Consider the following 6,123-nt stretch of genomic DNA (forward strand, 5'->3'; position numbering starts at 1 on the left):
TCTCGGCGGCGACAGCCAGATGCTCGGCAACGAGGGCTTCCTGGTGGACGGCATTGTCATGCTCGGACTGGACCACTCCCACGGGAAGCTCGTGCGCTACCTCCAGGTGGAGAAGATGCGCGCGGTCGACCACTCCATGGAGAAACACGCGATCGAACCTAGGAAGGGCGGTCTTACCGTGCTGGGGCCGATCTTCGATACGGGGGGAAGCCCCACATGATCCCACTCGAACCGCGGATGCCTGGGAGGCGCCGCGGTCGGAACCGACACCGCGGGAGGGCACCGTAAATGGCCGATGGATCGATCTTGGACGCGCTGGACGCACTGAAGAAGCTTGAGGAGAGCATCAAGACTCGGGACGCGGAATTCAAGGACCGCGAGGCGGCTCTCCAGGAGCGAGAGACCAAACTCGCCGAGGACCGGCAGTCCCTGGACCAGGAGAAGGCGGGCCTCGCGGAGGAGCGGGACGCGCTCTCCGGCCGCGAGAAGGGCATGCGGGCCCGCGAGAAGGAGCTCGAGCAGCAGGAACGCGCGCTCGATCAGCGGAACGAGGAACTCGAATCGACGAAGCAGAAGGTGCTGTCCAAGGAGCAAGGCCTCGTCCAGCGCGAAGAGGAGCTCGCGAAGCGCCTCGAGTCCCTCGTGAAGCGCGAGGACGACATCGCGAAACGCCACGAGGAGTCCGCGGCCCACGCCAACGAAATCGCCTCCCGCAAAGGTGAGATTGCCCAACGACAAGAACAGCTCCTGAAGGTTCTCGAGGACCACAAGGCCGCCCTCGAGAGCCAGATCGCCAAGGGGCGTCAGCAGCTCGATCAGGAGAAAGCATTGGCCGCGGAGGAGCAGGCCCTCGCCCAGAGCCGGACCCGAATCGCGGACGAGACGCGGCGGCTCGCGGAGAGGGAGAAGCAGCTCCTAGCGCTCGAGCAAAGCCTGCGAACGCAGCAGACGCAACCGGGCCAGGCTTCCGCTCCCACCGCGGCGACCGCCCCTCGACCGGCAGGACCGGCCCCGGCTCCTGCGGCGGCCCGACCCCAGCCGGCCGTTTCGCCGCAGCCCACCCCCCAACCGGCGGCCGCCAAGCCCGCCACGAAGCCCATGGTCCAAGTGCAGCCTGAGGTCAAGGAGGAACCTGCCGGGGCCGAGGTACCGTGTCCCGCGTGCGGGACGATGATCTCGAGCGACGCGATCATGTGCTACGCCTGCGGTCACCGCTTGCAGGAAGAGGAGGTCACGGAAGAGACCTCGGCGGAGGGCGAGCTCCCGTGTCCGTCGTGCGGGACGATGATCTCGAGCGACGCGATCATGTGCTACGCCTGCGGTCACCGGCTGTCCCCCGAAGACGACAAATCAGGCAGGAAGGCCCAGGTCTCGACCGTCAAGAAGGTCCTCAAGAAGAAGGTCATCTAGGCCCACTGGGGACACCACCGGGCCCCGCGACGACGTGCCCAGAACAGGGCTCGCGCGAGGCCAGACCCCTTATTTTAATATCCATTCACAGATTAAAACAATCCCTCCATGAAAACGGGCTCGTTTCCGCGTCCGGGGACACGTCGCTATCGAGATAGATAATCGCTCGGTAAGCTATTTATAAAGAGCCCCAGGATGGGCCGCCCACATGCCCACCGGAAGTAGTCCTAGGGCGCTCGTTCTCCGACTCCTCCCCGGGAGGTCTAGCGATGTCTGACCGAGCCACTCGAAATGGCAAGGCGCTGAGCCTTATGATTGTCTCGCTGCTGGCCGTAGGCGGCCTCCTAGGCGTCGTCACGGTACTGACGCCTCCGGTGCGCGCCGACAACTGCGGCCAGTCCAGCACGCTCCTCACGGGCAACTGGGTGGTGACGGCGCCGCAGACCTGCTCCGGGATGTTCTTCTACCTGGACGGGAACCTGTACATCCGCAACGGCGGCAGCCTGACCCTCCAGAACGGCGGGATCAGCTTCGTGGAAGACACGACCCACGTCCACGCGCTCGCGATCGACGCGGGCGGGTCCATCATCCTGCTGAACTCCACGCTCACGACGTCGACGAACACGCTGAACCCGTACGTGAAGCTCGCGGCCACCGTGAACGGGACGCTCGCGATGCGGACGGGCTCCATGCTCAAGTTCCCCGGGACGCTGAACCTAAACTCGGGGTCCGTGCTGAACATGTCCGCCTCGACGATCACGGGCTTCTCGGACTCGGACTTGGGCGGCCTCGGCTCCCCGGCGTGGATTAGCGACAACGACGGGTCCGCGATCATGACCCTGGCCGGCTCCACGGCGTACCTGTACAAGTCCACGATCGAGAAGATCTACGAGAACACGCAGCCCGGGATGTCCGCCAAGAACCTGAGCCTGACGGCGGGCTCCACCCTGTACGTGTACGACTCCTACGTCGGGATCGACTTCTCGAACAACTGGCAGATCCACAACGTGATGACCCTCGATGCCACCTCGAAGGCGTACCTCTACAACATGACCCTCGACCAGGCGGAGAGCGATGCGACACCGCAGTACCTGCGGCTCCCGGCCATGGTGCCCCTCACGGGCGGTTTCGTGGACATCTTCCGCTGGATGTGGGGGAAGGCCACGGATCCCTACGGCACGCCCCTGGTCGGTGCGACCATCTGGTCCCATGTCGGGAGCTCGACGGCCACGTACCCGGACAATGGGAACGCCCAGGTACCCAGCTCGACGACGCTCGCGTACATCGGCAGGATCGCCGCCAACTTCAACACGACGGGCTCCAACGGCGTGGCCCAGATCCCGCTGTGGACGGACCAGATCACCTCGGCGAGCCTCCCCAACGCGAACTCGTTCGGGAACTACGAGACCACGGGGACCTATCCGGGCACCTACGTCGGGAGCGCGGCGGCCTCGTTCGTCCCGTACCCGAGCATCACGGCCGCGGACAACAACCTGCCCGTGCGGGTCGCCCTGCCCGTCCCGGGCCTCACGCCTGACCTGACCATCATCAGCGTGGTCATCTCCGGCGGCAACGGGGTCTCGGACTCCCAGCCGCTGAACCGGCCGTTCACGATCACGGCAACGATCCACAACACGGGCGCCAACCCCGTGACCAACGTGCCTGTGGTCTTCTTCTCCACGAACGTGGACGCGAACGGCGACGGCGTCATGGACTCGCCGGTCAGCGCGTACTCGGCCGCGGGCTACGAGATCGCGAACGTGTCCGTGGCCTCCGTCCCCGCGAACGGCGACGCCCAAGCCATTGCTCCGCCCTACACGGTCCAAGGCAGCTTCGAGATGGGCCTGACTCTCTCTGTGGTCGTGAACCCGCCCACGGGCGACCCCGCGGGCCCGAGCGCGATTCCCGAGACGAACCTCACGAACAACATCGCGACCCATGCCGTCTCCCTGATCGCCTGGCCCGACCTCGCCATCGTGAGCAGCACGGACGTTCACTTCCCCGTGACGCCGGTGGCGAACAACAACGTGCCCGTGGACGTAACGGTCCACAACCTGGGCACGGGTCCTGCCTCGGGAGCCCGCCTGGTCATCTACGAGGCGGGGAACCTGGTCTCGAACCAAGCCCTGTTCAGCCTGAGCGCGGGACAGGTCGCGAACCTCGAGGTCCAGTGGCACCCGACCACGGTCGGCAACCACACGCTCACGGTCTACGTGATGACCGCGAACACGTCGATGCGCAACACGGACTACGCGGTCGCGAACAACGCGGTCCAAGTCGTGCAGGCCGTCCGTTCGCAGCCGGACCTCGCCCTGATCGCGTCCGAGTACAGCACCCTCAACGTGAGCCAGAACCGGCCCTTCTCCATCCTCGTGCACGTCCACAACTTCGGCCAGACGCCGGTGGACAACACCTCCGTGGCGGTCTACCTGAACGGGAACTACTCGCTCGCGTACGGCCGGACGGACGGCGTGGGGGTGGTCACGGAGACCAACGTCACGGTCGCGGTCTCGGGCATCCCGATTCCGGGCCTCCAGCACCTGACCGTCGTGGTCAACCCGGACCACACGCTCGTCGAGGGCGGGGCGGGGTACGCGAACGACTACGTGAACATCACGATGAACGTGAACGCGCCCCAGGGCACCGTGATCCTGTATAGCCCGGTCCCAGGAACCCCCTTCGGGCCGACGGACCTGGTCAGCGTCGCGGGCGTCGTGCGGGACACGACGGCGGCGCAGAACGGCATCCCAAGCCTGACGGTCACGATCGCGATCGTCCGGGCGGACGGTTCCGTCGCCCAGTTCGTGAACGCGACCACGGATTCGAACGGCCTGTTCACGGCGAGCATTCAGCTGAACGACCTGCCCGACGGGACGTACACCCTCCGGGTCTCGTCCTCCCAGGGGACCATCGCCCCTGCGAACCCGTCCATCGTCGTGAAGCGGAACGTGCCCTTCCTGAGCACGAATGTGCCTCTGCTGGGCATCCCGTGGTGGCTGTTCTTGATCATCTTGGCCGCAGTGGCCGCCATCGTGATCGGCGTGACGGTCTACTTCAAGGTGTACGGCCTCGGCAAGATGGTGGAATGCGGTGAGTGCGGCGCCTTCATCCCCGAGGACGCGACGGTCTGCCCGAAGTGCGGTGTCGAGTTCGAGAAGGACATGGCGAAGTGCTCGAACTGCCAGGCGTGGATCCCGGTCGACGTGAAGCAGTGCCCGGAGTGCGGCGTGGAGTTCGCGACCGGCGAGGTCGAGATGGCGGACTACCAGGAGAAAATGCGCCTGCAGTACGACGAGGTCGTGCAGAAGTTCCGCGAAGACGCCTCCCGACAGCTCGGCCGGGCCCTCTCGGACAAGGAGTTCCAGGAGTGGTGGCGCAAGCAGCCCACGTTCCTGACCTTCGAGGACTGGCTCCGCGAGGAAGAGGAGATGCGCAAGATGGGCTCCAAGCCGTGCCCCGTCTGCGGCACCCTGAACTCGGTGACGGCAACCGTCTGCCACAAGTGCGGCTCCCTCATGAAGGAGGACAAGCGCCCGCCCGCAGGCGGAGGCCCGGGAACCGGCGGGATGGCGCCCCCGGCGAGGCCGCGGGCCGTCGTTGCCCCGCCCCCCACGAGCGACCAAGGCCCCGCGGGAGGCTCCCAGGCGGCGGGCGCCCAAGCCAACGCGGCACGGCCCGTGATCCGCAAGGCCGTGACGCCCGCCCCCGTCGTGCAGAAGCGCATCATCAAACGCCCCTCGACGGAAGGCGACCAAACCGGCGCCCAGGACCAGACCTCGGACCAGTCGTCCGGCGACCAGACCCAGGGAGACGAGCTCTGAGCTCGCCTTCCCCCTTTCCCTTTCCCTTCTCCATTTCCACGGGCGAGCGTGAGCGCCGAGGATCCGTTCGCCTAGAGCCGAACGATATCGGAACGGGCTTGGCGTGCCTCCCGCATGAGGACCCGATGCCCTTCCTCTGGACCGTGCATCGCCTCGCCGGCGTCCTCGTCATCACGCTCGTGTTCTTGCTCCCGTCCGCTGCATCGCTCATCGTGCGCGTGTAGCGGATGATCGAGCGCGGGCCGCTAGGCTCAGGCCCGACGGGCCTTTAGGATGTCTCCGCCGCCTGCCCCTCGAACGAAGGCCGTTTTAGCGTCCGACAGCCCCGCCTCTCGAACGAAGGATTCGAAGCTGGGGCGGTCGACTCGGATGTCGCGGAATCCCGCGTCGCGCGCGAGCCGCTGCAGTCCCGCGTCGGCTGCCGCCGGGGGGGCGCGAGAGGTGCCCCAATCGATGCGAGCACGTCAGTCCGCGTCTCGACTGTGTGCGCGGCGTCTAGTCCATGCGCGCTCGTTGTCCTTTCGAACGGGTCCCGCACGGGCACATCCGTGTCTCGGGCCGAGGGACGCGCCTGGCGTGAGAGGATGGTTTGCGCCGGCCGCCAGGGTCACGCGGCGACCGTTTGGACGCCCTGGGCCGCGAGCGTGTCGCGGACGAGCTTGATCATGCCCTCGGGGTCCTTGTAGTACGAGGACACAATCCTCGCCACTTCGCGGTAGTTCTGCACGCCGGTCCGCTTCATGTAGTCGAACAGGTCCAGCCGGCGCTTGACCTCCTGCTCCATGCGTCGCTGGTTCCAGTTACGGGCCAAGGAAATCTTCTCGTAGACGTAGCTGTGGCCGGAGTAATTGAACGTGTCATCCGCGGGGTTCCAGGTGTACGCGGAGTTCGT

General features: G+C 66.2%; 4 protein-coding genes. 3 read left to right on the plus strand and 1 reads right to left on the minus strand.

Features of this window, described 5'->3' with window-relative positions; translation table 11 throughout:
- The 3 genes from VEY12_07095 to VEY12_07105 all read left to right on the plus strand — a co-directional run.
- Positions 1–220, plus strand: a 220-nt coding sequence (locus VEY12_07095; GenBank protein HYM39894.1) for an ATPase domain-containing protein, incomplete at its 5' end; no start/stop codon positions are given.
- Between the two features lie 68 nt (positions 221–288).
- Positions 289–1,410 carry a zinc ribbon domain-containing protein gene (locus VEY12_07100; protein ID HYM39895.1) on the plus strand — a complete coding sequence of 374 codons (1,122 nt, stop codon included), beginning with the start codon at positions 289–291 and terminating at the stop codon, positions 1,408–1,410.
- 269 nt (positions 1,411–1,679) lie between these two features.
- Complete coding sequence (locus tag VEY12_07105; protein HYM39896.1) at positions 1,680–5,231, plus strand: CARDB domain-containing protein; 3,552 nt, start codon at positions 1,680–1,682, stop codon at positions 5,229–5,231.
- A 607-nt stretch (positions 5,232–5,838) separates the two neighbouring features.
- On the opposite strand, the gene VEY12_07110 is transcribed toward VEY12_07105, so the two are convergent.
- The coding region (locus VEY12_07110) for a secretion system protein E (GenBank protein HYM39897.1) at positions 5,839–6,123 on the minus strand (285 nt) is incomplete at its 5' end.

It is taken from the genome of Thermoplasmata archaeon (genome assembly GCA_035632695.1).
Classification (GTDB): Archaea; Thermoplasmatota; Thermoplasmata; order RBG-16-68-12; family RBG-16-68-12; genus RBG-16-68-12.